At 45.1% G+C, this 26,041-nt stretch carries 20 protein-coding genes and 2 pseudogenes; 5 read left to right on the forward strand and 17 right to left on the reverse strand.

The window, feature by feature from the left end:
- Positions 1 to 55: 55 nt before the first annotated feature.
- From B9N86_RS17125 to B9N86_RS17185, 14 genes and pseudogenes are all read right to left on the reverse strand, one after another.
- Positions 56 to 607, reverse strand: a complete 552-nt coding sequence (locus B9N86_RS17125; protein ID WP_208914368.1) for a GNAT family N-acetyltransferase — start codon at positions 605 to 607, stop codon at positions 56 to 58.
- A gap of 340 nt (positions 608 to 947) precedes the next feature.
- Positions 948 to 1,322 carry a hypothetical protein gene (locus B9N86_RS17130; protein WP_208914369.1) on the reverse strand — a complete coding sequence of 125 codons (375 nt, stop codon included), beginning with the start codon at positions 1,320 to 1,322 and terminating at the stop codon, positions 948 to 950.
- A gap of 328 nt (positions 1,323 to 1,650) precedes the next feature.
- Positions 1,651 to 3,186, reverse strand: coding sequence for a copper amine oxidase N-terminal domain-containing protein (locus B9N86_RS17135; RefSeq protein ID WP_208914370.1), 1,536 nt, complete (start codon positions 3,184 to 3,186; stop codon positions 1,651 to 1,653).
- Positions 3,187 to 3,293: 107 nt separating this feature from the next.
- Positions 3,294 to 3,614, reverse strand: coding sequence for a hypothetical protein (locus B9N86_RS17140; protein WP_208914371.1), 321 nt, complete (start codon positions 3,612 to 3,614; stop codon positions 3,294 to 3,296).
- Positions 3,615 to 3,625: 11 nt separating this feature from the next.
- On the reverse strand, positions 3,626 to 4,063 hold the full coding sequence (locus B9N86_RS17145; RefSeq protein WP_208914372.1) for an ATP-binding protein: 438 nt from the start codon (positions 4,061 to 4,063) through the stop codon (positions 3,626 to 3,628).
- Positions 4,064 to 4,065: 2 nt separating this feature from the next.
- On the reverse strand, positions 4,066 to 4,803 hold the full coding sequence (locus B9N86_RS17150) for a tRNA(His) guanylyltransferase Thg1 family protein (RefSeq protein WP_208914373.1): 738 nt from the start codon (positions 4,801 to 4,803) through the stop codon (positions 4,066 to 4,068).
- Positions 4,804 to 5,041: 238 nt separating this feature from the next.
- Entirely contained in the window at positions 5,042 to 5,491 is a 450-nt protein-coding gene (locus B9N86_RS17155; RefSeq protein WP_208914374.1) for a hypothetical protein, read from the reverse strand.
- Between the two features lie 270 nt (positions 5,492 to 5,761).
- Complete coding sequence (locus B9N86_RS17160) at positions 5,762 to 12,034, reverse strand: 5'-nucleotidase C-terminal domain-containing protein (RefSeq protein ID WP_208914375.1); 6,273 nt, start codon at positions 12,032 to 12,034, stop codon at positions 5,762 to 5,764.
- Between the two features lie 247 nt (positions 12,035 to 12,281).
- Positions 12,282 to 12,398 (reverse strand): annotated as a pseudogene (locus B9N86_RS30825) (bacitracin ABC transporter ATP-binding protein); the annotation flags it as partial.
- Positions 12,371 to 12,634, reverse strand: a complete 264-nt coding sequence (locus tag B9N86_RS17165) for a hypothetical protein (protein ID WP_208914376.1) — start codon at positions 12,632 to 12,634, stop codon at positions 12,371 to 12,373. The gene B9N86_RS17165 and the pseudogene B9N86_RS30825, both read right to left, overlap by 28 nt.
- 54 nt (positions 12,635 to 12,688) lie before the next feature.
- The gene (locus B9N86_RS17170) at positions 12,689 to 13,972 is read right to left on the reverse strand and encodes an MFS transporter (protein WP_208914377.1); all 1,284 of its coding nucleotides are present in this window, start codon (positions 13,970 to 13,972) and stop codon (positions 12,689 to 12,691) included.
- Between the two features lie 14 nt (positions 13,973 to 13,986).
- The gene (locus B9N86_RS17175; protein ID WP_208914378.1) at positions 13,987 to 14,634 is read right to left on the reverse strand and encodes a TetR/AcrR family transcriptional regulator; all 648 of its coding nucleotides are present in this window, start codon (positions 14,632 to 14,634) and stop codon (positions 13,987 to 13,989) included.
- Between the two features lie 197 nt (positions 14,635 to 14,831).
- Entirely contained in the window at positions 14,832 to 16,448 is a 1,617-nt protein-coding gene (locus B9N86_RS17180; RefSeq protein WP_244562736.1) for a cobyric acid synthase, read from the reverse strand.
- A 369-nt stretch (positions 16,449 to 16,817) separates the two neighbouring features.
- Positions 16,818 to 17,285: a macro domain-containing protein gene (locus B9N86_RS17185; RefSeq protein WP_244562737.1), complete on the reverse strand. Its 468-nt coding sequence runs from the start codon at positions 17,283 to 17,285 to the stop codon at positions 16,818 to 16,820.
- Positions 17,286 to 17,529: 244 nt separating this feature from the next.
- Between B9N86_RS17185 and B9N86_RS17190 the strand changes: the two genes are divergently transcribed.
- The 5 genes from B9N86_RS17190 to B9N86_RS17210 all read left to right on the forward strand — a co-directional run bounded on the left by B9N86_RS17190 (position 17,530) and on the right by B9N86_RS17210 (position 23,777).
- The gene (locus B9N86_RS17190) at positions 17,530 to 18,864 is read left to right on the forward strand and encodes a TraB/GumN family protein (protein ID WP_244563152.1); all 1,335 of its coding nucleotides are present in this window, start codon (positions 17,530 to 17,532) and stop codon (positions 18,862 to 18,864) included.
- A gap of 135 nt (positions 18,865 to 18,999) precedes the next feature.
- Positions 19,000 to 19,878 (forward strand): GNAT family N-acetyltransferase, encoded by an 879-nt coding sequence (locus B9N86_RS17195; RefSeq protein WP_208914381.1) that lies wholly within the window; start codon positions 19,000 to 19,002, stop codon positions 19,876 to 19,878.
- 231 nt (positions 19,879 to 20,109) lie between these two features.
- Entirely contained in the window at positions 20,110 to 21,948 is a 1,839-nt protein-coding gene (locus tag B9N86_RS17200; RefSeq protein ID WP_208914382.1) for a UbiD family decarboxylase, read from the forward strand.
- A 588-nt stretch (positions 21,949 to 22,536) separates the two neighbouring features.
- Complete coding sequence (locus B9N86_RS17205) at positions 22,537 to 22,860, forward strand: transposase (protein WP_208914383.1); 324 nt, start codon at positions 22,537 to 22,539, stop codon at positions 22,858 to 22,860.
- Between the two features lie 11 nt (positions 22,861 to 22,871).
- Positions 22,872 to 23,777 (forward strand): IS3 family transposase, encoded by a 906-nt coding sequence (locus B9N86_RS17210; protein ID WP_280174990.1) that lies wholly within the window; start codon positions 22,872 to 22,874, stop codon positions 23,775 to 23,777.
- A 256-nt stretch (positions 23,778 to 24,033) separates the two neighbouring features.
- Here the strand turns inward: B9N86_RS17210 and B9N86_RS17215 are convergent.
- The 3 genes and pseudogenes from B9N86_RS17215 to B9N86_RS17225 all read right to left on the reverse strand — a co-directional run bounded on the left by B9N86_RS17215 (position 24,034) and on the right by B9N86_RS17225 (position 26,007).
- Positions 24,034 to 24,494 (reverse strand): annotated as a pseudogene (locus tag B9N86_RS17215) (hypothetical protein).
- A 236-nt stretch (positions 24,495 to 24,730) separates the two neighbouring features.
- Positions 24,731 to 24,946, reverse strand: a complete 216-nt coding sequence (locus B9N86_RS17220) for a hypothetical protein (RefSeq protein ID WP_208914384.1) — start codon at positions 24,944 to 24,946, stop codon at positions 24,731 to 24,733.
- A gap of 110 nt (positions 24,947 to 25,056) precedes the next feature.
- The gene (locus tag B9N86_RS17225; RefSeq protein WP_208914385.1) at positions 25,057 to 26,007 is read right to left on the reverse strand and encodes a DMT family transporter; all 951 of its coding nucleotides are present in this window, start codon (positions 26,005 to 26,007) and stop codon (positions 25,057 to 25,059) included.
- Between the last annotated feature and the right edge of the window lie 34 nt (positions 26,008 to 26,041).

The following is a 26,041-nucleotide window of genomic DNA, read 5'->3' on the forward strand; positions in this document are numbered from 1 at the left end:
AAAAATAAAGTATTAAATGTCTTCCGGTGTACAATCGTATTTCATACCCTCTTCCTTACAGAGGTTTATACTCTTCAATCAGAATGCTGTACTGAAGCTCGTCATCCCAGCTGCCATTTTTGTATCTTACCTTCCGGAAACGGCCTTCTTTTTCCATGCCGGCTTTGATCATGACTTTCTCCGAGTTTAGATTGTTTGCATTACATCTTGCGAAAACCCTATGTAAATTCATTTCCTCAAAACAAATCTTAAGCAACCTATTTATGATTTCCGTCGCATACCCCTGCCCCCAAAAGTCCGGCAGCAAAAAATAACCGATCTCCCCATTACCGCCATCCCGATTCCGTTTCACCATTTCCACATCCGCAAAACCGATAAATTGCCCGCTTGAAGATAAAAAAACACCGAATTCATAAGAAGGGCGACCCTCAGATGTATGGTTATTCTGGAGAATTCGATTAAAATAGGGCAGCAGTTCCTCCTCTTGGCCGACCTTATCCATATAGGCGTATTTCATGATTTGTTCATTCGAAAAAATAGAATAAAACAATTGGAAATCTTCTTCGTTATATTCCCTAAATATCAAACGTTCGCTTTTAAACTCCACCGCGTATCCCTCCAAAGGCTGACAAGTCACGACAAATCCACTTCCAAATTCGATAGGTTAAGCCATTCTTCTTAACCGATGGAATCATCAAAATGCTTCAAAATCAAGGACATTAACGCGCCGTGCGTAACGACCGCAATATGATGGAACGGTCCATGGACGATTTCGTTTATGACTTCATTTTTAAGATTTATATAAATAATTCTATATCATGCGATGTTTACCTTTTTATCTTTATGACCTTCCGGGAAAAACGAAAAACAGCGAAGCCTCCCTGTTATGAAACGTATCGCTTAACGTAGAAAGAAGTCCCCTTTTCAGGGACTCCTTTCTACGGTGATTACTGTCTTATGATGAGGATGTCTTGAGGCGGTCTGCCAGTGCTTTGAATTCGGGAAATTTCGGAGTCCGTAAGATTGCGGCCTACCAAAATAAATGAAGATGTGACATTGTCAAAGCCCAAATTACCCAAATTCGCTACGTTTTGGCTGCCGCGGAACACGCGGAATGTGCCCTGAAAGTTAGTTCTCGAAAACAGTACAAGCGTTACTTGGGATCTTTCCACAACGTTTCTGAGTCGGAAACTCGAGAGGACGTTATCAAACCGAAATGCCCCAAGATCCCGAACCGCAACTCCTCCACGTCTGAAGAGGATCCGACGACCCGAAAAAAACGTATCTGACCAAAGCGCAAGACGTACATCTCTATTCGCCAACTATATCACTCCTTTTCTCAGGTTGATATAGTATATTACCAAGCTCAAAGAACGGTACAAGATACAAACACCGGTTCAATAGTTTGTTTTGGGGATTGATTTAATCAACAATAAACCGTAATTCGGATTCGGCCGACTGCCATAATAAAAATTGCTTAAGCATGCAAAAAAAGACGGTTTTTCAACCGTCTCTGATTCTTTCGAAACATTTTGCTCTCTTAAGCATGGATATCTCAAACTTCGTTTTGGACTCCCCATTACCACAATAGATGAACTAAACAGATATGATCTATTGCTCATGGGAAATCGTTCTTGGATGTTTGATCCTTTAGTCTCTCTCCATCGTTAAAATCTTCTCTTTCGCATCCCATTGCCCTTGCGCTCCAAGAGCTTTGGCAATGAAACGCATCGGCACATAGGCATAGCCCTCAAAATTCTGCACCGGCTCAGCAAGCACTTCTGCTCCTCCGTTGATCGAAGCGTGCTTCGAACCCATTTTCAGGACGATTTTGGCGCCTGTCAGGTCTTCCGTGAGCGTGATTTGCTTCGTGGCATTGTCCCAGGACAGCTTCGCATCAAGCTGATCCGCAACATATTTCAGCGGCACCATCAGCGTATTGTTGACGATCACAGGCTTGTATCCTGCGCCATACAGGTCGGTCGGGTCTTCATCCGTATACATAATAATCGATTTGCGGGTAATTTCCATGTCATCCTTCACGAAACGGTACAGGTCAGACTTGCTGTCCAAATGGCGCAGGACCTCGCCTGGCGTTCCTTCGCCAGGAGCAACCTTCCAGAAGCCTTTGGAACTGTCCACCGCATGGATCGTCACAGGCTCATTCACTTTCCACGTTTCTGACTCGGAATGTACCTTAACCTGCTTAACAGGGATTTCTTCATCAGCTGGAAGCTGTATGGTCAGATCCATGTTTTGCTTACGGATATTCAGCTTGCTGTCGAGTAGGAAGTCGAGCGAAAGCACAGTGTCTTTGCCCAAAATGGTGCGAAGCTCAGGCGCTGCCTCAAACAGCCCGTTTACGTTTTTGTCGAACTCAGGCAGCAGCTCGTTCACCATGACCATCAGTTCTTCCACAGCCGCATTGATTTCCTTTTCTCTCTCTGCGGCGGTTGGCTTGGCATCTTCTTGCGGAACTCCGGCATAGGCTGTAATGAGCGGATAATAAGTGTCGTACAAGCGACTAATAAGTTCCTTCAGACCTTCCTCATCCTTGGATAAGCCTATCAGGAAACCTTTGGCCAGGCCGGCCAGTTCATCCCCGCGAATCTCGATATGCAGCTTTTGCAGAGACAACGACTCTCCGTTGACTTTATCGGTTACAGGCGTGACCGAAATATTAGACGGATTCGGCGTATGTTTCAGCAGGAAGCCCAGCACGTCTTTGTACATTTGAACCAGGTTTTCGTTGTTCATTGGCAAAACCGCAAAAGCAGCATCCAACTCTTCCGTATCAAGCGGTACGGAAATCGGCTGCGTCATCCCTTCGACGGACAGATTCAGCGCCTTATTGTCCATTGCCAGATGGAAAGGAAGCTTTTTGCCTAGAAGCTGAACGGCCCCTTCCAACGATACATGATTCATGTCCTGCATAATGGCTTGGTCGATCGTGACGGACAAGGAATTGAAAAGATCGATTACCTTCTTGTCCTCTTCGCTCAGCTTGCCATCTGCCGGAACCAGCTGCAGGGACAATGTCTGCTTGGATATCGATGATTTGACATCCAGCGTGCTCAGAGCTGCTTTGCTGACATCCACACCGCCAACGGCTTGGCACCCTGCAAGCACCACCAGAAGCAAGGACAGCATGGCGGCAAGTCCCCATTTGAAACGATTCATCATCATGTTCCTCCTTATGTACCCATAATTTCTTGCGATGAAAAGCGCTCGGAAATATCCGATTGAATATAGTATGCCAGTGCCTGTCAGCACATGTAAATATTATTTTTTCATTAATTTTGGAATCCGTTACGGCTCCCTCTTAAAAAACACAAAAAAAGAGTCGATGAACGTTGACTACTAGAATAGATCATATCATTCCAGCTCATGCCATTGGACATCTTGTGACCCCGCTTTTCCATTTCAATGGTCAGGTCGAATGAATCGGCGGCATCCGCACGCATCCCCGGCGTATCGAACAAAATGACGTTTCCCTGCTTATCCCGCTTGATGTCAAAGCCCATATTTGCGCCAGCCTTTGCTTTCGCGTTCACCACCAGTACCAGTACGGCAAGGACCACAGATACAGCCAGGATCCATAGCCAGATACTCATATCCCACCTCATTACAACATTTTCTCAACCTCAAACTTTCCATCGGCTGATTTTACAAAATATAGCTCGTCAAAACCTTCGTCGTATGTAGGAATCTGTAGTTTTTTTAGCGTGCTTTTTAATCCGATCTCACGAACTTTTTCTTTCCCTTCTCTCTGTTCATTTCTTGCATAAGACAATTCATAGTCAGGCTCAAAGTAATAACCAACTACCTTAAACTTATTCTTTCTTGCAATATCAATGTACTTCTTCCTGTCGTCAATTGTTGGATTCGTATTGTCAACAACAAATGGCTGTTTAGCCTCAATCGAAGCCGCCAAATAAACATCCTCACGGTTCCTACTCCTAAGCATATCAAGATTAATTCGCATATGAGTCTTGAAGAACTTCTCTTTATAAAAAGTTGATTTTCCGGATGCTTGAATCCCAATAAAAATTACACATTCCACAATTACTCATCCTTTTGTTGATAAACGTATTGATTAATGTATTCTCGATTCTGACTAAAGATCGGTGTATCGAAATCAACATCCCACTTACTGCGTGTAGCTTCTCCCTTTTTAAAATACTGTTTTGTGATGCATACCCCACGCTTTTGCCACACAGGCAAGTCATTCCAATTTATCCCTTTCTCTAGAAACAACTTATCCTGAAGCTTCTTTCCATCCAAACCTTGAAGCTGCTCGTGAGGAAAATTAGCTTGTGCCACCATTGAAATGCTGTTCTTTGTGGCATCTTGTTGTCTCCAAAGAAAATAATTCGTTACTTCATCATGAGGAACTACCCAAGCTCTACTATCAAAAGTCGCAAATGGCCTGTCAGGGTAGCATTCCTTAATGGCTTCATTAAACTTTGCCGTTGCCATCGAAGCAGACACTGAAACGATTTTTTGAAGGTTATTATCGAACCATGATTGTGTTGTTAATTTATCATAGTTAGTAAGGAGAATGGATATTTCATCGCTCTGTTGATATACCAGTTTACAGCCCATAATATTCTGTGCTAAGTATTTGCATGTCTCCCAAAGTGCGTTAGTTAATGATTCATCAAACGGCTTCCTCATACCACGTGTAAACGTATGAAAGTGACAACCATCTATCCGAATAATAACAGGTAGTCTTTGAGGAAGTGCTTGTCTAAAAATATTTTCATACCCCTTCATTCGATTTCCAAAATCATCCTTTTTCATTTCCTTCTCCTTTCTTTCCTTTTTCAATATTTAATTATTTGGTGTTTTGATGAATCAGACCTTCATCTAAGACAGGATTGTAGATGTGCTGGAGCAGTATAAAAATCACCACAATGTATATCTCTCCTTTATAAATGTAATAAGTACTTATGTTGATATTAACCATTTGTATAGAAAAAAGACACTAACAAATGTCAGTGCCTTTAGCGGTATTCTATTTCAAATTCAACGGTATCGACTACTCGATCATACCACTAGCAATTAACCCCTTAAAATTTTCAACAAATTTTTTATAATTATATTTTTCAAAGGCTATAGGAAGAACATGAATAGGCTTTGACATGTCCATATAATATCCAAATGACTTCCAAACAAAGCAATCTTTCTCCTCTACCACACTAGTAGATACCACTGTGCAAGAGAAATCCATGTCATCAGAACAAACCAAAATAGGAATAACAATATTTGTATAATCTAATAACTCAAAAACTTTCTGTTGATCACTAGCATCATAAAGTCCGATAGGAGGAACTAACAAATTAAAAGAATCGCTATCTGTATTTTGATTCAAATAATCAATCAATGTAATTTCATTTATGTAGATCATATTCTGTGGATTTTGAAAACCATGCACATGATCCAAGCGAATATCAATTTTACTTAGAATGTATTTCTTGGATTTACCCACAATTACCTCCCCGATACATAAAAATCTCTTTGAACAAAGGTTTCCCTTCTTCCGTACGCTCGCCGCTCACTCGATCTTAACTCCGGCGTTCAGAAAGCGCGACTCAGATACTGGGCTCACTTATCTGTTACCTTTCGTGCAATCCTCACCATAAGTATATCATGGTTGAAAGGTAACCATTATGAGTTTACAACGAAGAGGCTGTCCCAAAAGGTCAATTGACCTTGGGGCAACCTCTTTTTTGTGTTCATGTTCTTGTCTTGTATTTGTTTATTTTACATACGTCAGGTTCTGAAGCATTCGATTTAACACCGCGGCACTTTCGCCTCTAGTTGCATTCGATTGAGGGGTAAGTCGCTGGTGACGATCCCCGTTCAACATTTCAAGACCGCTCAATACATCCACCGCTTTTTTTGCCCAGCTACTAATATGGGACTTATCAGCAAAATGGGGTTTCGATGAACCGTTGTGTGTGTATCCGGCATATTGCATTGCGTTGTACACCATGAGTGCCATCTCTTCTCGCGTGATCGTCTGCCCTGGTTTAAAGGTGCCGTCCAAATACCCGCTTACGATTCCGGCATTGACAGCCGCATTAACCTGCCCGGCATACCAGTTATCTGCTGTCATATCCTTAAATGAACTTGCTTGAGCGTCTACGGTAAGACCTAATGCTCGGGTTAATAACGTGGCGAACTCGGCTCGTGTTACCGGAGCATTCGGAACAAAGGCCTGCTCTGTGCGTCCGGTCACGATCATTTTGGCAGCGAGGGACTCAACGTCTACCTTTGACCAATGCGACACGATGTCCTGGAACGTTACCGGGTTCTGAATAACCAGATACGTGCTGTTGGTTTGACTATAAATATCGACTCGTTGACCATTCAATTTGAACGGAACCGGGGTGTATCCATTTCCTGTACCGTCTACTCGAACAACCGCAATATCAGCTGAACGATAATCTTTGTCGATATTCAAAGACCGCTTCACATACGATTTGAATTTATCCAGCTTGATGGTCTTACCATTACCGGACGTTACCATAACGGTGTAGCTTACCGCTTGCAGCGCATCGTATCCTTTGGATGCCGCTGATTTAAGAGCATTCGAATCCACTGCAAGTTGAATGACCAGTTGGATACTGCTGATATCCGATCCGGCCTGTCCAGCCAGTGCCTGGAGATTGACCTCCTTCTTCGGAAACTCATAACTTCCGTATGGAGTTACAACAGTCAACACTTGGGCGCTTGTTTGATCAAGCCATGCTCGGAGCGCTTCATTCTCGATGGTAATGGACGAAGACTCTACTTGCTGATTACTTGTAACCTCAATCGTAATTTTCCCGTTAGAAGGCTGCTTTAAGGCTTCCTTCATTGCCGCCCCAGTCACCGTGCCTTTTGCCACACCGTTCTCCACCTTAACTTGAACCTTCACCTTGCCTGCTTCCGCTGGTGTTGTTGTACCTGGGTTCGATGGATTCACAGGAGGCGTTGTCGGGCTTGGAGATCCAGGGGTGCCCGGGTTGCCTGGTGTGCCAGGCACTTCAGGTCCGCCAGGGTTAGGACCTTCTGGAAGTGGTGCTCCTTTCAGGTCCGTAATCCGTCCTTCGACGGCCGAAGTCTTGGCTGTGATGGTGCCTACTTTTTTCACATAATCAGAGAATACCTCATAGTCAGGCATGTAGAGCAGATTCACACGCCCTTCTAGATAAGCCTTCTCAAGCGAAGCATAGAAATCTCCGCCCTTGGCGGTAAATGCATTTGTCGCTACCTCGTACGATTTATTTAGATCGATCGGCTCGTATCCGTTCTTGCCTTTTACCTCGATACGAAGCACGCGCTGTCCGACCGGTTTGGTCGAATCATAAATGAACTTCATACCCGCGATATGCGGAAATCGTCCGTCCGCAGCTGGCATCTTGGAAACCCCGTTCTCCATCGCTTCTTTAATCTCAAGGCCTGTCAGTGTGATGGTGACAAGATCATTGTTAAACGGAAGGACGGTCATCACGTCTCCCATAGTGACTTTACCTGCTGCGATGGATTCGCGGATTCCGCCACCATTCTGCAAGGCAATAACCGCATTCGTTCCGGCTGCTTGCGCTGCAGCCAGCATTCCGTCCGCAATCAGATTTCCAAGATTCGTTTCCTTGGTTCGCACATCGGCGCGAACACCATTCAGCTTCACTTCTGTCATACCAACTTCCGTTTGTTTTAACTTCTCTACACCCGGCTTATATTTGGTATTCAGAATTTGCAATGCTTCTTGATCCGGCTCTATCACATTTTGGCCATTGCTATCTTTCTCGTCAACCGATATCAGGTTGCTGTCCCACTCTTGCAGAACACCCTCGTTGTCAAATATGACCTCAAGCTGACCTAAGAACTGGCCTTTTTCACCTGTCTGCACAATCAGCTTCGGCTCACTGTCCGACCGATCTACAACAGCCTTATCCAGCTTAGTATGACTGTGACCGCCCACGATGATGTCGATTCCTTCCACATCCTTGGCAAGATTTACGTCCATATCATAACCCAAGTGTGAAAGTACAACGATTTTATTGATTCCTTCATTCTTCAACATCGATACGGTGTCTTTTGCCTTTTGTACCGCATTATCAAAAGTAACGGCTCCCGGCGATGCTATATTCGACGTGTCCTCCGTTGTAAGACCTACCAGACCTACCTGTTCACCATCTACCTCCATTATGATAGCAGGATATATGGTTGCATCCTTGGGATCCTCAGTGACTTCATTCTTGAATTTCTCACGTAATAAAGAATCGGCAGAGAAGTTCACATTCGAGGAGACAAACGGGAATTCCGCATGCTCAATAAAATCATTCAAGACCTCTGACCCTTTATCGAATTCATGATTACCGAAGGTCATCGCATCATATTGAACCAGATTCATAAACTCGAGATCAGCAAGTCCCAAATATTGATTAAAATACAGTGTGCCGGAGAATACATCCCCTGCATCCACGAGCAAGGGATTGACCGCTTCCGCTCTTGCTTCTTTGATCGCTGTAACACGACGCGCAATGTTATCCGGTGAGTTTACGGTGTCCAGATTGGCATGCGTATCATTGGTATGCAGTATGGTGAGCGGGAAGCCGCTCGCAGCTTCTCCATGCAGGTCGATCTGTGCAACAATCGGATCATGATCCGACACGCGGCCCTTGGAAGAAGGGAAATCAGCGTTAAGATGTACAACATCGACTTGGCTTGATTTTGTCAGGTTCTTGCTGACCAAAATATGATCAAGCACCTGTGAATTTCCGTCATAGGTATACGTATATTGTTCTTCGAGCGGAAGTCTGTCAATCAGGTTGTCTAATTCATTTCCTTTCAAAATCGTCGCGGTCTCAGTAAATTGGAAATCATTCAAGTCGCCCAGAACGATGACGTTAGCGTCAGGATTTCCGGTCACAACATCTTTGACAAACCCGTTAACTGCAGCTGCAATCTGATGACGCTGCGTTTCGCTGGAGAGAACCGGCGGCTGGGTATTACCAAAAGGTCCTTGGTCCCCGGATTTCGAGTTAAAATGATTCGCAATCACGATTATCTTCTCGCCCCGGAATTCAAACTGCGCTGCCAAAGGCTTACGTGATGCACTAAATGCAGGATTTAACGGATCGATTCTGCCCGGATTATAGGTCAGCTGATCCTTCGCCGCATCATAAGCGACGGAATCTGTGGATGAACCTTTTTGGCCATTTACACTGTCCGATAATTGAACGCGATCTGTGTTATATAGGAAACCAACCCGGATGTTAGCTCCTGGCGCTCCACCGTCATTATTATTCACCGGATCAATGTCGGTAAAGCTGTAGGTTGGGCCTCCGGCTGCCTTGATTGCATTAATCAGGGCTTGGTAGCTTTGGTCTGCTGCAGTGATGCCATCGTTCCGTTCACCGTTGTTGTCCTGCACTTCCACCAGACCGATAATATCCGGAGACTTAATATGGTTTACAATCGACTCCGCCAGCTTATTGATTTTGCCTGAGTCTACTCCCGGATAGAAATTCTCAATATTATACGTCGCCACTCTCAGCTGTTCGGCATTCACATCGATGGTGGATACCTCTGATTCAAAAGAGCTGCTATTAATCGCTGGTAATTCGCCTTTACCTGGAATCACCTTGAAGTTCCCACCGTTATAACCGATCACGCCGATCACATCATTGGCAAACGTATCGCCAGTGCTTACTTCCTGTCCCGGATTGCCGTAGGCAATCAGAAGACGCTGCGGGTTGAAATTGCCTTGTTCTTTTAGAACCAGACCACCAGCCGGTGTAATGACGTCGGCGATTTCATTTTCAACACGGCTAGCAATATTGTAAGTCCCGCTGCTTATCCAATACGGACTAATGATCGTTGGCTGCGGAAGTCTAACCAGCATACCCTCCAGAGATTCATAGAAATCAATAGCATCTTCCTCTGGATCGAATGTTGTCAATCCGTCATTATCAATAATGGCGGCAGGAATCGCGCGTCCACCCTTACCAAGGGTAACAGGTTCCGGCAGCTGTTGATCTTGCCCAATCTTCTTGAAGGATTGAAGCTCGATTTGAGTGGAAGTAAGATTGCTGGAGCTTCCTTCGTTATATTCAGTAACTTTTCCCGTTACGGTTACCAGATCTCCGACCTGTGGCCGGTCTGCATCCGTGGAAAATACAAAAATGGCGTCAGAGGTATTCGGATTGGAATCAGGCGAAGTATCTTGGATATAAAAGCCCTTTATGTTTCCGTTGGAGAAAGTATATCCGTATTGCGTAACAATGCCCTCAATATCTTTTACCGTTTGCCCATTATAAGGTGAGAAGTGAGCCTGTCCTTGGATATCGGCAATCCGCGGCTGCTGGGTGGCTTTATAGGCAAATTCATAGACCTTACTAACATCTGCACCAGACACAACAATCGCCTTGATGGTCATATCACGGTCGATTTGAACCGGCGAGCTGTAAAGCGTGCTTGATGTCGTCGGAACCGTTCCGTCGAGCGTATAATAAATGCTTGCCCCATGCGTAGGGCTGGATAATGTCACCGTTCCTCCGGTAATAATCGGTCCAGCACCCGGACTAGCAGATACGGAAAATAATTCTTCGATTAAAGCATCGTCACTTAGAGGGATCAGTTCATAGATGTTTCCAAACTGCTTCACCACGCCCGTGACACGGCTGAAGGTTTTACCCGTCTTCAGCTTGGATAATCCGGAATAAATGATGAATTCATGCCCATCCTGCTCCGCAGTATATTCACCCGGTCTGTTCTCTGTCTTGATAGAAACATTCTCTAGGTAGACAAGTCTTGCTTCATATGCCTCCCCTTTATCTGCGGATAGATCAGACCCGCTTATTCGGAGAGCTTGCGGTAATCCCGCATTTTTTTCCGTTATGTTATGCGGCAACAGGGCATGTGGCTTGAGTTCCTGAAGATTGTTGTATATCTCCATAACACCGGCCACACTTACCCGGTCACCAACCTCGGCAGTCAGCGGATAGTCATAGAGTACAATGCCGGCAGTCTCGTCCTGAATATAGGTTTCTCTGCCTTCGATATGCGTAATAATGCCTTCCGTCCAGACATTTTCACCTTTTGCCTTGCCGTGGGCATCAGCCACCGATGTTGGCGTAAGAATATCGTACTCGAAAGTAGATACAGGTCCATCTGCAAAGCCCTCTTGGACTGCATAGGCATTAATCTGTGTAGGCTCGTTGAGTATGATAGGGTCATTCACGAGCTGGAAGCCTAAACCTTCTCCGCCTGACAAGTAAACATCCGCGTAGACGGAAGCTCCTACGGTGGGAGGGTTCAACGTGATTCGTGTTCCGGCTGGCCAAGCATTAGGTACTGGACTTGCCGTGATCGGCCCGAGAGCGTTACCCGGATTTCCTGGGGATGTAGTATACGTACTGTTGCGAGGATCTGGTGATGAAACCATAAAATCCGCAGCGTTGTTGTCCGTGTCAAAGCCGCGGTTGCCGGCAGGGCCTCCTGCCAACTCCTTGCGGATTGCAGCATTGGCGTTTGATAATGCCGGTGTTGGCTGCGTTTCTGATTGTGATGCTGAGCCATAACCAATAAAATCAATTGTTTCGCCGTCAGCGTTAACCAGATCCACTTTACCGTTGCTGCCGCTTAAATCCAAAGTTCCTTGAAGATCAGGCGTTGGCAAAGGATTTCCGCTGCCTGATGTACCACCTTTTTGTTGAATTAATACATAAGTATAAGGCTCCATAATGCCGCTTAAAGGGGTTTCCTGATTGAAATTACCTGTTGCACTGGCATAACGTACTTTCCAGCCCTTGAGGTCAATCGGATTTTCTGTCGGATTGTACAGCTCAATGAAATCATGAGTATGTACAGCTCCGTTATTCCCTCCACCTCCGTAAATCTGACTGATCACAATTTGTTCATTTTGTGGCGAAGCATCTGCCACCTTTACGGGACTGAAAGGAACCATGATCGTTACGAGCATAACGATAGCCAGAAATAAGCTTAGCTGCTTGCTGCACTTATGTATTCGAATGCGCATTCAGGTTTTCACTCCTCTATTCTATTAAATATGGACCTGCTTACTATATACCAGAAATGTTATGAGAGTTCTAATAGAAATTGGTTATAATGTAAAAAATAACTCTAGTTATCCCCAGCCTGCTAGTCATACGTCCGGGTTGATATAAAACCGTAATAAAGGAGACACCGCATTGGGTGTCTCCTGATATTCTGTAGAGAGGCGAGCCTATGACTTGCATATCTACATATCACCGTTCCAGGCAATTCACGGCAACGAATTCACCCTGCCATATCTGCAAGTGGATATCTTTTAATACGGATTGATAGGTTCCTTGACCTGTCAAATAATTTTTGCTTAATCCCTTCGCTTCCAATATATGCAGTCTTCTATCTCCCCTTGTTCAACAATCCGTTCCGTGATACTGAATTTTTTCATAGATACAGTGCTTACTAAAATTGTGATCGCCACAATCAGCATCAAGACAAATGGGAGAATAACATAAGCGGCTACCAGGCTCGCCACAAGCTGAATTTTGGATGCTCCCATAAAAGAACCGAGGATTCGAACCAGACTTTGTCCGATTGTGCCAGCAACCAAAGCGCCAAGGATAATACCCACACCCGATATCAGCAGAGACTTATATCTTTAATAGTGAAACCAATGCTTCAGCAGCTAAGAATTTTCCAAAGTTCGGATGGATTTTATTCGCGGAATAACCAACGCCAATATTACGATAAGAATGCCGGAGACGATGAACAATAAACCAATCCCCCGTCCCTCGCCAATACCGATCACCTCACCCACTGTGGAAGCAAGTTTACCTCCCTCTCGTAAAAGCGGGTTAAATACATGATCCGCCAACAAACCAGCCATAGCATACGCAACCACATAACCCAGCTGCGATAAAATGCCAATGATGCCCCATGCCCTGCCTTGAGTTTCATTAGGGATTTTTCTACGGATCATGACGTCAGCACTCGTGTTAATAAACGGCAGCGCCGCGAAGAACAGAAATCCGGCTCCTGCAATAAAGTAAATATTTGTGGTTAGACCTATCAGAGAAAAGAACAATCCGGCAAAGCCTAAGCCGATAGCCAGCACATGGGCATATTTATTGTTGATACTGAAAATACCGATCATTAGGCTACCGATCAGCATTCCTGTTGCACTTACAGACAATACCGTGCCAAGCGTTTTTGAATCCGTGAGGGGCAGAAGCATAGGAGTAAATAAAGTTTGGAGAAAGCCCACATAAAAAGTAATAACAGAAAGAATGACTGTAAGGTGTAACACCCCCTTCGCAGATGCAAGGACATGCCAGCCCTCCTTCAAGTCCTTTACAAAAGGCTGATGCACTTTGGCTTTATGAACAACCTGTAAGTTCCTTTTCACTGCCAAAACCGCAAGCATCGTTACCAGAAAGGTGGAGATGTCTATGATTAAAATGCTCTTGATATCCATGAGGCGAAGTAAAATCCCCGCTATGACCGGGGAGAGAAGATATTTAGAGGAGGCGGCAAGCTGCACCAGACCACTGGCCTTGGCAAACTGCTCTTCTGTCAATAAATCCGTTATGGTAGCTTTGTAGGCCGGTTCCAATAGAGAAACAAATACCGAACTGAACGTAACACCGAGGTATATTTGCCAAAGAGCAGGATCGCCAGACAGCATCGCTATTAGAATAAAGACAAGCCCAAAGGCAGAAAACAGATCGCCCACAATCATCATCAGTCGCCGCTCGAAACGGTCTGCCAACACCCCACCGATGGGACTAAGTACAATAGAAGGAAGAAAGGCGCAAAGGGTTAGCAGTGCAACACTGGTGGCAGTCTGAGTCATTTGGTAAACATAAATACCCAGTGCAAAAGCCGTCAAGCCGCTTCCAATGCTCGATACCCATTCTCCAGTCCATAACACTAAAAAGTTGCCGAAGGATTTATTGTTTAATCTCTTCATTCTCCCCCATCCTCTCATTCTCCCTCAACCTTTGGCGGCTGCTGAATCAACTTGACTACATAGGAGAAGCTGCCTTTTTCTGCCCCCAGTATAATTTCCATGTTATAAATGAATGCCTGTATCTTTTGGATGATTTCTTCAGACTTCCAGTTAAATATCCCTTCATCGAACAGAAACTGAGAGGCGACCAGCAATAATTCCATCGATTCTTTCGGATAAGGAGTTTGAAACAGCTTCTCCTTTATTCCCTGTTCAATTACCTCTGTCAAAACAGGCGTGAGCTTTAGAATGGTCTGAGCCAAGCTTTTTTGGTGTATTTGTGCATTCTCTGGTTGGTGAAACTGCTCAATTAGATGTCCTTTTCTATCCGTATCCGGCTTTTGCGCCATAATGATTTGAAACATCTTTTCATGAACTGTAAGCTCATTGTTCGTGGCAATCTGCTTCGCTGCTTCTACCCCTTCGTCGATGAATCGCAGGACAACCGCATCCATGACTTCTTCCTTTGATTTAAAATAATAGTATAAGGTGCCTTTAGCGATTCCGATGGCCTGCAACATATCGTTCACTGTCGTTTTGGCATAACCTTTGGTAAAAAAAAGCATTTCAGCCGTATCTAAAATTTCATTTCTGCGTTCTTCAGGTTCTTTGGATATTCTCATGATCGTTGCCTCCATTCCATAGACTGACGGTCGGTCTATTATGATTATATTGGTAATCCAGATTATGTCAATGGATTATTTCAAATCGTACCTTAAACCGGGAGTTGATCAAGACCACCCCTTTTTCGGACAAAAAAAAGCCCGGCACCTGCAACCACAAGCGCCGGACTGTTTCGTTATGCTAACCTCTGACTATTTCAGGATTGCGGTTCCACATTCCGCAATATTCGGTAGATTGACTCCATATCCAAATGGCTGCGAACCTGATCCGCCAACCGGTCAAAGGCAGCCTCCCGCTGGGCGGCAAAGTTCAATTCGCAAGGCAGAGCCGCCATCCCCTTAGCTTCGCGAAGCCCGTTCAACCAGCCTCTGCGGAAAGCATCGTTATGGAACAAGCCATGCAAATAGGTGCCCATGATGCGTCCATTCGGATGCAGCAGGCCGTCAAATCCGGCGAAATCCGCTCTATCCTTGCCCATAGCTTGTAGCTCCATCAGCGGTTCGGCCGCGACATCCGCCGCCGTCGGCAGCGAACGGCCCATATGAATCTCATACCCTTCCACGGAACAATCATAGAGTGGAGTGTTGCGCAGACTGGAGGCGATCACGGTCCCCCGTACCCGTTCCGTCCGCTTGTCAGCCGCGAACACAGTCTCCATCGGTAGCAGGCCCAGGCCGTCGATAACCGCGCCAGCCTCGGCTTCCGCTCCATAAGGATCACGCAGACGTTCGCCCAACATTTGATAGCCTCCGCAAATGCCAGTCACTGCCCCATCCTTCGCATAAGATACCAATGCGTCAGCTAACCCATTCTCCTGCATCCAGTGCAAATCGGCCATCGTGCTCTTCGTCCCCGGAATAATGATTGCATCCGGCGTTCCAAGCTCTTGCGGCCGGCGAACATAGCGGATGCGCACATCGCGCTCCGCCGCCAGCGGATCAATATCGGTAAAGTTCGAAATGTGGGGCAAGGCCACGACCGCAATATCCAGGTCGTTCTCCGGAAGTACCTTCCCCTTCCACTGCTCCAGCGCTACCGAATCCTCAGCTTCAATATCCAAATCGTCGGCATACGGTAGCACGCCAAGCACCGGAATACCGGTGCGCTCTTCAAGCCAGTCCAATCCGGGCTGTAGCAGCGCGACGTCCCCGCGGAATTTGTTAATGATGAATCCTTGAACCCGCTCCCGTTCATGCGGCTCCAGCAGTTCCAAAGTGCCGACGATAAAAGCGAATACCCCGCCGCGGTCGATGTCAGCGACGAGCAGGACGGGAGCCTCCGCCCAGGCCGCCATGTTCATATTGACGATATCGTTCTGCTTAAGATTAATTTCGGCTGGGCTGCCTGCTCCCTCCATGACAACGATATCGTAGGCATCGCGCAGCCGGTTCACCGCCTCGACCACGATCCGCTTCGCTTCAGGCAGGAAACCGGAACGGTAATCGCGGGCGCTTAGATTTTTATAAGGCTTGCCATGCACGACGACCTGCGAGTTCATTTCTTGCATCGGCTTGAGCAGCACCGGATTCATATCCGTCGTCGCCGCAATGCCGCAAGCTTCCGCCTGCACGCCCTGTGCGCGCCCAATCTCCTTGCCATCCGGCGTCACATAGGAATTTAGCGCCATATTTTGCGACTTGAAAGGGGCTACCCGGTATCCGTCCTGCTTGAATATCCGACACAGCGCCGTCGTAACGACGCTCTTGCCGACATCCGAGGCGGTTCCCTGAAGCATGATCGTCCGCCCCTGCAGGCGTCCTCCTTTTTCTTTTGCCTGTTCAGCGCCATGCTCGGCTTCAGATCTCTCACTCATATCTTTCATCCTTTCGTGGTTATCTCCTGTTGAAGCGGTAAGACGACAGTCGCCTCCATCTATTCGTTAGACTGACGGTCGGTCTTTTTGATTATAGTGATAGTCTAGATAATATCAATGCAGAATATATCAAATCATTATCCAAATAATGAACAAAAAATGCCCTGCAAAGATAACTACAGGCCTACAATCAAAATGAAACTAAAGATTCTTAAGCCTAAGCATCACTACGAATGCAGATTATTCTTCCGATTGCTGTTGCCCCAGTATTGTAGCCATAAAATCCACCTTCAATAGTATCTTATCGAACACTACTTTCCAGTCAAAAAATTGAACGAGTTCAAAAATTTGAATGAACCACGCATCTCATTAAATTTTGTATATAGTCACATCATAATTACTAAATACATCCTCAATTAATTTATAAACAATATCCCAATCTCCGTTGGCAAGACCACATCCGATGTTATAGGGTAGTGCAACACTAAGCCCCTTTTCCTGTGCTTCATTTTTTAATGAAACCAGAGCTTTTTGTAATGCCTCATAATCTGTATATATGACCTTCTGCCTTCCGTAATTTAGTTGACCAAATAAGTTGGCCACGTATTTAGACCCTGTTTTAACCATATGACATTTCCCTAGTAAATCATGAGGTGCAACATTATCGCAAAATTGTTTGTAAGAAGGATAAAGATTGGAGTAGGCGTCTCTTAATGACTTTGCAATCCCTGATCCCATAACACCTTGGCAATTCACTTGATGAGCCATAATATCTTCCGCTGCATCCAATAAACTTCCTTCGACAATTTTCATCATATGTACCCTTCCTTTCTTCATAAAACCTCTCCTACCATTTAATCATATCTAATGTCCTTCTCAAAGAGTTTGTAAGAGTTCAATTAACTACGAGCTTCCGTGGTTGATACAAATAAATCCAAGAGCAAAGTTCTCTAATATGGTATAATCTACTAATGTGGTAATATACAAAATTCCACACATCATAGAATCGAGAGGGGAAAGATTTTTCATGCAAGACAATACACATTGGAGCAAATTTAGGCGTTGAGCTGGAGCTGGGGCGCTGAGCTTAACAATCCTGTTAGGTCAGGTTATCCCAATTCATGCCGACACACCTGCTGCAGTTCCTGACATCAGCCGTTGGTCCATCTCTACGCTGAACGAAGGCGAGAAATACGGGATTTATCCGATGGAATGGTATTACGACGGAACTTTCAAAAAGTCCATAACTTCCAATAAATTCAATTCCTTGATGGATGCAACTGCGAAGAAGCTTGATCTGCTCGGACTCAAGAAAAAAGAGGCTTCCTTGTCCTTTACGACTGGTGAAGTAATCACAAGAGAAACTGTAATTACCTCGTTACACAAGCTGCTAGCCAATTACGAATTGCCGGAATCTTTCGGGATAACTGGAGTTGAACCAATTGACTATATGCAGCAAAAAGGCATCGTTAAAGGAACTAAAGCTGGTCTTCAATTGGATCAACCATCTACGATTGAACAAGCAGCTGTAATGGCAAGCAGAATGGTTGAGTATACATACGATATGACCGGAGGCGGAGCCAAAGGTCTCATGTGGAAAGTAACTAACGACAAAAACACACTGTATTTGCTAGGATCGGTTCACTTGGGCATCACCGATATGTACCCAATGCATAAAAGTATCCGAGATGCGTTTGAAGCGTCGGACGATCTGTGGGTCGAACTTGATCTTGTAGGCGGGGATATGAGTTATTTTCAAGAAAAAATGGTGTACAGTGACGGCACTACATTGAAGGACCATGTAGCCGCTGCGACTTACGAGAAGCTGCAAAAAGTGCTTACAAAGCTAGAAGTACCAGCCAATGCTTTCGATGGTTACAAGCCATTTGCCGTTTCGAACAGTCTCTCGACGTTCGCTTACTTCGATAACCCAACCGAGATCGGGATTGCCAATGCTACCGGTATCGATCGTCACTTCCTCACTAGTGCGATGCTGATGGGCAAGCCGATTCACGAGCTGGAAGGCATCAAATTGCAGGCTGACCTGTTTGCAGATGTACCTGCTGAGCAGCAGGAAAAAGAATTAAATGCCATGCTAGATGCTTTCTTGTCCGAAAGCGCGGCAAATGAAGTTGCTAAACAATTAAAACAAATGCAGCTTGATTGGATTAAAGGCGATGTGGAAGGTCTGAGAAAAACCCTGACAACAGATGGACAATTTACTGAAGGTGATGCGAATCAGCGTCTGATCGGTGAGCGAGACAAAAATATGGCTAAAAAGCTAGCTGAATTGTTGGAGCAAAAAGGAGAGAATACCTCCTTTGTTGTCGTAGGCGCGGCACACTATGTGATGGAAGGCATGGTTGTCGACCTGTTGAAAGAAAAAGGATATAAGGTTGAATTGGTTCAAAAATAGTATGATACATTAGTTCTTTTAAAGGGAAAGGAAGTATCTCTAAGGTGGCGATGAAATAATCGCGATAAGAGATGCTTCTTTTTAACATCCTATAGTTCTGAACTATAACTTTTCGTATTAGGAAAGGAACCACCAATGAAATTAGCCTATAAAATCGTCAAACGAAGCATCCTTTCACCACTGGACCTGGAACAGGTCAAAGCTCTAGAGGAAGTATGCAACTCGCATGACCAGATCGTACTGAAATTGAACTGGAATATGCTAAAAAATAGAGAGGGTACCGAGATCACGGACTTGTTAGCATATGTAGATGGGAAGCTCGTAGGCTTTCTCGGACTATATATGATCGAGGCAAAAGAAATCGAGTTAAGCGGCATGGTACATCCAGAGTACCGGAGACAAGGAATTTTCCGGGAAATGTTTAGGCAAGCGAAGGAAGAAGCTGTACAAAAACAATTGGACACAATCTTGATCACTAACCCAGGATCTTCTGAATCTGGTAAGGCATTCAGCGAAGCTTTATTCGCTAGAAATAAATTCTCCGAATATTATATGGAGAGACAGCATGAATACGAGGATAAACAACCATCCACAATTCAGTTGGGACTACGCCTGGCTACGATAGATGATTTGGCAGAGTTGATTCGATTAGATCAAGAAGGCTTCTCTTCCTCGCCTGAGGATGCAGAGCAGTATGAAAAAAAAGCATTAGCGACAGAGAAAGTGACTATTCTTATGGCAGAGATTGAGGAGAAACCAGTAGGGAAAATACTTTTGAGAGAAAATGAGACAGAGATCTTTTTTTATGGATTTGTCGTTTCAAAAGAATTTCGAGGGAAGGGCTATGGACGTAAGATTTTGAACGATTCCATCACCTACGCAAAAACAATTTTGCAAAAGGAAAAGCAAGCTCTTGAAGTCGCAGCTACAAACGCTGGTGCGTTGCATTTGTATCAGTCATGTGGGTTTGTTTCGATTCGACAAGATGATTATTATGAATTACGAATTGATTAATGAAACTTTATTAGTGGAGATTCGATACTTATTTTATTCGCCTTGTCCCTTTCAAAGGGGCTAGGCGATTTTTATTATGCAAGACAAGGTTTGGCATCATTGACCTAAGATGCGATATTGTCGATAATAAAAGGGATATTCCATATTTCGATAATGTTCAAAGCAATGAATTTGACAGGGACTCATCTTGCAAAAGTGAGTTCACTATCTTCAAGAGATTGGAGTTATACAATGAGATATCTGAATTTAGAACAATGCATCATCGATCTGGAAAAGCATGGGCATTTAATTCGTATACATGAAGAGGTTGACCCTAATCTTGAAATGGCTGCCATACATATGAAGGTGTATGAGGCAGGCGGACCCGCATTGTTATTTGAAAATGTGAAAGGTTCGAAGTTTCGTGCGGTATCCAATCTTTTCGGAACGATCGAGCGCAGCAAGTTTATTTTTCGGGATACGTTTGAGTCGACACAAAACGTAATCGCTTTGCGCAACGATCCTGTTAAAGCGCTCAAAAATCCTTTTAAATACGTCGGTACAGGGTTAGCAGCAAGAACGGCTTTACCTATCAAAAAAAGTAGCGGCTTACCTGCTGATTTTCAGGAAATTCAAATATCTGATCTCCCACTTATCAAGCATTGGAAAGATGATGGTGGTGCGTTTGTCACCTTGCCTCAGGTGTATTCGGAAGATCCGGAAAAACCGGGAATTATGAATTCCAATCTGGGGATGTACCGCGTACAGCTCAGTGGTAACGAATATGAAATGAACAAAGAAGTCGGAATTCATTATCAAATACACCGGGGCATTGGCGTCCACCAAGATAAAGCGAATAAACTAGGCCAGCCTCTTAAAGTGAGTTGTTTTATTGGCGGCCCCCCTGCTCATACCATATCCGCGATTATGCCCTTGCCCGAGGGGATGAGTGAACTTACCTTTGCGGGATTACTCTCAGGTCGTCACTTCCGTTACAGTTACGTGGATGGACATTGTATTAGTCATGATGCGGATTTTGTTATAACAGGAGAAATCCATCCTGGCGAGACCAAGCCGGAAGGTCCTTTCGGTGATCATTTGGGCTATTACAGCCTTATTCATCCTTTTCCAGTCATGAGGGTGCATAAAGTGTATGCCAAGCAAAATGCGATTTATCCATTTACTGTCGTTGGCCGGCCGCCGCAAGAGGATACTTCCTTCGGGGAATTAATTCATGAGCTGACAGGTGGAGCGATTAAACAAGAGATTCCTGGAGTAAAAGAAGTTCATGCCGTCGATGCAGCTGGTGTGCATCCATTGCTCTTTGCTATCGGAAGCGAACGTTATACCCCCTATCAACAAGTGAAACAGCCGGCAGAGCTTCTTACGATTGCTAATCGCATCTTAGGAACTGGGCAATTGAGTTTAGCCAAGTATTTATTCATTGCGGCTGAAGAGAAACAGGCCATCAGTACGCATCATATTGAGGATTTTTTGGCCTATATTTTGGAGCGTATCAATCTGCACCGAGACATTCATTTTCAAACCAACACAACCATCGACACCCTCGATTATTCAGGAACCGGACTCAACACCGGAAGCAAGGTCGTGTTCGCAGCTGTTGGAGATAAAATAAGGGACTTGTGCACAGAGGTGCCTGACTCCTTGAAAGATCTGCGTGGTTTTGATCCTGCCAAAATGGTGATGCCAGGCATTGTCGCCATCCAAGGACCTGCATTTAAGAGTTACGCCGAGGCGCAGCAGGAAATAAACGATTTAAGTGATGCGATTCGAGAAAAGGGTCCTCTCTCCTCTTGTCCGATGATCATCTTATGTGATGATAGCGACTTTATGAGCGAGACGATTAACAATTTTCTCTGGGCTACCTTCACTCGTAGCAACCCTTCCCATGATATTCACGGCGTGAATAGTTACACCCAGAACAAGCATTGGGGCTGCGATAATGTAATTATTGACGCCCGCAAGAAACCACATCAAGCGCCACCATTAATACCTGATCCAACCGTTGAAAACAACATCCAACGTTTTTTTGCAAAAGGTGGTAGTTTAAGCGGTATTCAGATACGGTAGAAGTCTCCATTCCCAAAACCTCCTATACGGATTTATCCGTTTAAACGGTATTCAGATATGGTAGAAGGGCGTATCTGATTGGGTAAAATATTCCCAGGAACGCCGGATTTTTGGGTCACTCGCTCCAACAAAATAGTAGTATTTGACACGCAACCTGAATAGGGTTGCGTTTTTATTTTTATGAATGACCTAACGGGATTCAGTCCCCACGCTGGGTTTCTATTATTCATGAACCTTACACCGTGTGCTTCTCCTAGCGCGCGGTGTAAGGGTGAGGTTACAACATGTTGACGGTTAGTCGCCTGCCGCCACATTTACACACTATTTTTGCGGAATGCTTGAGGACTGACGTTCCACTATTTCTCCATTTTTGGCTCTTTTGATGTGTATGCGGACAGGAGATCCGCTATTATCCGTCAACCAAAGGAATTCAGGGGTTTCACGAGCATATAACGGAACCTCTGTCCGCGAATATCACAATAAACAGATGTTTCTCTCAAATAGCGGATTCTCTCTTTATAGCCCCCTAATCCAATTGGACACTCCAAGGTACCTCAGATACACTAAAAAGAAATGAGGAGTCCGTCCATGAAAAGACGATTTCGATGCCCGGTTGAGGCGAAAAAAGAGTATGTCGTAGAGGTGCTGTCTGGTTACCGGACAGAGATCGTTGCGAGAAAACACGGCATGTCTCCCAAAACGTTAAGCGGCTGGGTTCGTCAATATGAGGATGAGGTGGGAGATCTTATGGTCAAAAAGCAGAAAGAAGCCCAAAAAATAGAGCAGGATGCGGCCAAGTTCCAAGAGCTGCAGCAAAAATATGACGAGGCGATGAAACTGTTGGGGGAGAAGGAACTTGAAAACCACATCCTCAAAGATCTCGTAAAAAAAAAGTATCCCGACTACAAATAGCCTCCTATTGGATTGAGCAAGGCTATCCGATCCGTACCGTCCTACGGATCTGTGACGTGCCGCGATCCACGTACTATTACCGTTTGAAGCATCCTGAACGTCAGCAGCCGATCAGCAACGGACGACCGATCCCGGGCTATTCCTGTGACCAGAACGGAAAGGCCGTCTCGGATACCCGTATTCAAGGGTTTCTTCGTCGTCTGATCCAAGGCCCTCATGGAGCATCTGGTTACCGGAAACTGACGATTTTGCTGCGCCGAAAGTATAAGCTAGTGATTAACAAAAAGAAGGTATACCGTCTCTGCAAGTCCTTGGGGATTCTCCTTCCACAACGAGAAAGAACGAACCCTGTTCCCAAAAGAGTAGCGAATAACCGGGTGGTAAATGGCGCCAACCAGTTGTGGCAGATGGATATTAAGTATGGCTACGTGGCGGGAAAACGTCGGCATTTCTACCTGGCCAGCATTATTGACGTGTTTGACCGCCGAATTGTAGCGTACCATCGCGGGAAAACCTGCCACACCCAAGATATCTTACGTACACTCCAGAAAGCGCTCCTTACGCGTAAAGTGTACGGAGATGAGCAGAAGTTGGTTATTCGTACTGACAATGGCCCCCAGTTCGTCAGCAAGGCGTTCCATGCTTTCTGTGAACAGGCAGGCCTTGAACATGAACGTACTCCGAACCGGACACCGAACAAGAATGCCTTCATTGAGTCCTACCACAGTATTGTGGAACGCGAGTGCTACCAACGACACTGTTTTGAGGATTATGAGGAAGCCTTTTCGGAAGTAGATCGGTTCATTCGCTATTACAACAACGAGCGCATTCATGGAAGCCTTCATGACTGGCCACCTAAGGAGTATTTGCGTTTGGTGAACGAAGGAACGATTACTCCTGCAAAAATTGCGTTATGATGCGATATCCCGAGAATGAGGTGGCTAGTGTCCAAGATTAGGGGGTTAAACCGCTCTGGCCGCCAGAAACACACTGCGGATGCTTGCGGACAGACGTTCGTTTGTATGTACATTTTCGCTGCCTCTGCCTAATACCAATTTTTGTTCGCGTAGTAATTTGCTCGCACCATGCGCAGCTTCCAGCGCAACGGTGGGGCGCTCTCATGCCAGCACAACGCTGTGACGTTCCATGCCGGCGGTCGACCACATGCGGAGGTTACAATCGAAGTTTATAGGTGCGAGCTCGCTGTTGACCGCTTGCGATGTCCAGTATTTGTAGATTAACCAGTTCATGCAATATGCGCCTAGTCTGCCGATCGCTCACCCTAAGATGATTAGCGAGTTCCAAAGGTGTTATTGGACGCAACAGTCGGCGTGCAAACCGAACGGTTTCGGCTTCTAACCAAGATAAGGAGGAAGGTACGTCGGAGGCGATAAACTTCCCAATAAAAGAGAGGACCAACTGTTGACACTGTTTTGGTTCATCGACAAGTCACGAACCTCCCACTCGGGAAGCAGATGATTCAAATTACCGACTGCTGGAAACCAAACGGACCGAAGGAACTCGACAGTTCCATGACCCAGTCCTTTCGTAAGTAGTTCTCGTCTTCTGGGATTTTTCTCTTTATCAAGGTTCTCCTGTAACCACTCCTCGTAGTGCTGCTTAAATCGTGTCATTGTGCTTGTTCTCCCCTTCCTATTAAATTCAATTGGGTATTGTCTTAGCCCCAACAACAAAATAAAAACCGCTTCCATACAATTCACCCTGATTACCGGATCAGGATGTGTTTGTATAGAAGCGGCGTGTTCTTCACGACCTTTAGTTGTTATTATATCGCTTGTTCTTTAGATCAACAATAACTTCTGCTTTACACTATCGGAACGTATATATGCTCATGGTTAAGGAAATTCAATTACCATATTTCCCCTCTAACAAGGTACCCTAAAATAAGACCAATAACCCAGAACAACAGTACTCTTCTGTTTTTCTCTGTCTTTTCACTGACTACAACATCAATGAAGTAAACTATCAACAGCATAACAATTCGCAGAATCACTTGAACAAATGGAAAGGCAAGTCCACGTAACAAAGCTAAAATCTGAATAAGCCAAACTAATTGTTTACTCATAACAATGCACCTCAGGTTTGATTTTACCTGCTTACATAGATCTATTATGATTGTAATATACCAAAAAATAGTCGGCCGTGCTACTAATTATTAACATATTTACCCATCGGTTAATCCGCACCCATTCCTTGCTTTCCTCCCAGACGTGCCAGGTCATCATTTATTTTCACAACCTTCACTTTTGAGCCGAGTGATCCCGTATTTACGAAAATAATCCCTATAATCGTAGCCACAGCTCCGGCTGCCATGAACCAAGATACGGCTTCGTTATACAGAATGTTTCCTATTATCATCGCAATCATTGGAGAGATATAGAGCCAAGTAGAGGGGAACAGTGGATTCGTTTTGGCTACGAGCCAATAAAAAATAGTATGACCCACCATCGAACCTATCACGATTAAGTACAGGAGGGAAAAGGCAACTTCAGGCGCGAGCATCGACTCTATGTGAACACGCTCCGTAAATAAAGACAGTATAAGCAGCATGACGCCTCCGCATAACATCTGAGCCGCATTTAAAGCAATGGGTGAAGTGTTGGCAAAGCGGCGTATGACTTGTTTGGAATACAAAGCTCCGCCCGAATAAAATAATTGTCCGATCAGAATTGCCATACACCCTAGTAACCAAAACAAACCAGACTTTATGGAGAGCTGCGGCAACACTAATACAATCACACCCGCCAAGCCGATCAAGCAGCCAAGTATCTTTTTGCCCGCTACCCGCTCGTGATAGACGACCGCCTGCAACATAATAATGATGATCGGTGCGGTCGCCGAAAGAATCGCGGCTGTCCCTGAGCTTACGTATTGCTCCGCCCAGTACAACATCGAAAACGTACCGAATGTGAGGCCAAGACCTGTGAGCCACATCTCTTTATGCAGTAGCAAAGAAAAGCTCGCTCTTTTCTTCCAGGTCATCCACATCAAAATCAGCAGACCTGCAAGAACAAATCGAACTCCTGCCGAGAAAAAAGGAGGTGCCCCCGCATCAACCCCTACCTTAATCGCCAAGAAAGTCGTTCCAAACACGATGCACATTATTACATAATTAACTAGAACCATTGTAACGCCTCCTTGTCACCATTATAATGAGACG

This window comes from Paenibacillus uliginis N3/975 (assembly GCF_900177425.1).
GTDB classification, from domain to species: domain Bacteria; phylum Bacillota; class Bacilli; order Paenibacillales; family Paenibacillaceae; genus Paenibacillus_AQ; species Paenibacillus_AQ uliginis.

Bases quoted from the DNA above. Each gene is read 5' to 3' on its own strand.
- B9N86_RS17195 (WP_208914381.1), top strand. From the start codon at position 19,000: ATGAAATTAGCCTATAAAATCGTCAAACGAAGCATCCTTTCACCACTG.
- B9N86_RS17135 (WP_208914370.1), bottom strand. From the start codon at position 3,186: ATGATGATGAATCGTTTCAAATGGGGACTTGCCGCCATGCTGTCCTTG.
- B9N86_RS17170 (WP_208914377.1), bottom strand. From the start codon at position 13,972: ATGAAGAGATTAAACAATAAATCCTTCGGCAACTTTTTAGTGTTATGG.
- B9N86_RS17185 (WP_244562737.1), bottom strand. From the start codon at position 17,285: ATGAAGAAAGGAAGGGTACATATGATGAAAATTGTCGAAGGAAGTTTA.
- B9N86_RS17200 (WP_208914382.1), top strand. From the start codon at position 20,110: ATGAGATATCTGAATTTAGAACAATGCATCATCGATCTGGAAAAGCAT.
- B9N86_RS17180 (WP_244562736.1), bottom strand. From the start codon at position 16,448: ATGAGTGAGAGATCTGAAGCCGAGCATGGCGCTGAACAGGCAAAAGAA.
- B9N86_RS17225 (WP_208914385.1), bottom strand. From the start codon at position 26,007: ATGGTTCTAGTTAATTATGTAATAATGTGCATCGTGTTTGGAACGACT.
- B9N86_RS17160 (WP_208914375.1), bottom strand. From the start codon at position 12,034: ATGCGCATTCGAATACATAAGTGCAGCAAGCAGCTAAGCTTATTTCTG.
- B9N86_RS17150 (WP_208914373.1), bottom strand. From the start codon at position 4,803: ATGAAAAAGGATGATTTTGGAAATCGAATGAAGGGGTATGAAAATATT.
- B9N86_RS17205 (WP_208914383.1), top strand. From the start codon at position 22,537: ATGAAAAGACGATTTCGATGCCCGGTTGAGGCGAAAAAAGAGTATGTC.
- B9N86_RS17220 (WP_208914384.1), bottom strand. From the start codon at position 24,946: ATGAGTAAACAATTAGTTTGGCTTATTCAGATTTTAGCTTTGTTACGT.
- B9N86_RS17175 (WP_208914378.1), bottom strand. From the start codon at position 14,634: ATGAGAATATCCAAAGAACCTGAAGAACGCAGAAATGAAATTTTAGAT.
- B9N86_RS17140 (WP_208914371.1), bottom strand. From the start codon at position 3,614: ATGAGTATCTGGCTATGGATCCTGGCTGTATCTGTGGTCCTTGCCGTA.